This window comes from Nocardia sp. NPDC050799, from assembly GCF_040654015.1.
Classification (GTDB): domain Bacteria; phylum Actinomycetota; class Actinomycetes; order Mycobacteriales; family Mycobacteriaceae; genus Nocardia.
Window position 1 is genome coordinate 1 of sequence record NZ_JBFAHF010000130.1, and the last position, 1,092, is coordinate 1,092.

The following is a 1,092-nucleotide window of genomic DNA, read 5'->3' on the forward strand; positions in this document are numbered from 1 at the left end:
GGCCGCCAGCGGTTGCTCCCAGGCTTCCTGCTGCAGCGCACGCAACAGAAATTCTTGCAGCGCCTCGCCATAGTCCAACGCATCCTCCGTCGGGAACTGTTCCAGATAAATATCGATATCCACCTGCAGATCGCGGGCGTCGGTGCGGCCGCGATACGTCAGGTTAAAACCGTCGCCCGAGCCGCCGGCCAATACGCTGCGGGTACCGCGACAGCCAGTAAAACGAGGCGCATCGAAGGGTTGCACGTTGATGAAGGGGGAAATAAAGAAGCGCGAGCCCGGATCCACACCGCGATCGGCGGCCAATTGGCGCAGACGGTAGCCGGCGTGGCTGCGCAGCTCCCGCAGCTGCTGCGTCAGCGTGGTGAGAAAGCTCCCCAGCGTCTCCGCTTGCGGCGGTGACACCAGCAGCGGCAGAGTGTTGACCGCCAGCGAAGGCACGTTAGTGGCTGCCTGCCCACGGCGATTCATCGCCGGCATCCACATCGGCAGCGTATCGCCTTGCCGGGCACAGCGCGGCATCACCTGAAACAGCCAGGCCGCCGACAGCGCCACCAGCAAGTCGGGCCAATTGATGCCGCTACGCTCCGCCAACTGCGCCAGAGAGTGCGACACCGCCGCTGGCAGCCGGTGGTGGGTGCTCAGACGCCGTACGCCATAGGCCTCACCGCCCTTGCGCACCGTCGGCAGCACCTGCGACGGCGGCAGATAGGTCTGCCAAAAGCGCCGATCGCGCTCGCATCGCTCAGAATCAGCGTAGGCCAGCTCGGCCTGTTGAAAGACGTCGAAGGCGCCCAGAGGCATACCTGCGCTGCCCTCACCCAGATAGTGCGCATATAACGCGGCGCAGCGGTGTTCGATCAGGGCCATGCCGAAGCCATCAACCAGAATATGGTGCGCACGCACGTACCAGAGGTAGCGCTCCGGCCCCAGCTTGAGCAGCCAGGCTGCAGCTAACGGTTCGCTGTGCAGCGCCCGGCGCTGCGCGATATCTTCGCGCATCAGGTTTTGCGCCGCCTGCCAGGGATCGTCGTGCGTTTGCAGATCGATGCGTTGCAATGGCGGCGTGCGCTTTGGATCGTAACGTAACAG

Annotated in this window: 1 protein-coding gene; it reads right to left on the reverse strand. The window is 64.3% G+C overall.

Going from position 1 to position 1,092, the window contains the following annotated elements; genetic code table 11:
* Positions 1-1,092 (reverse strand): condensation domain-containing protein (locus tag AB0H42_RS35875; RefSeq protein WP_357064362.1); only part of this gene is annotated, 1,092 nt, incomplete at both ends.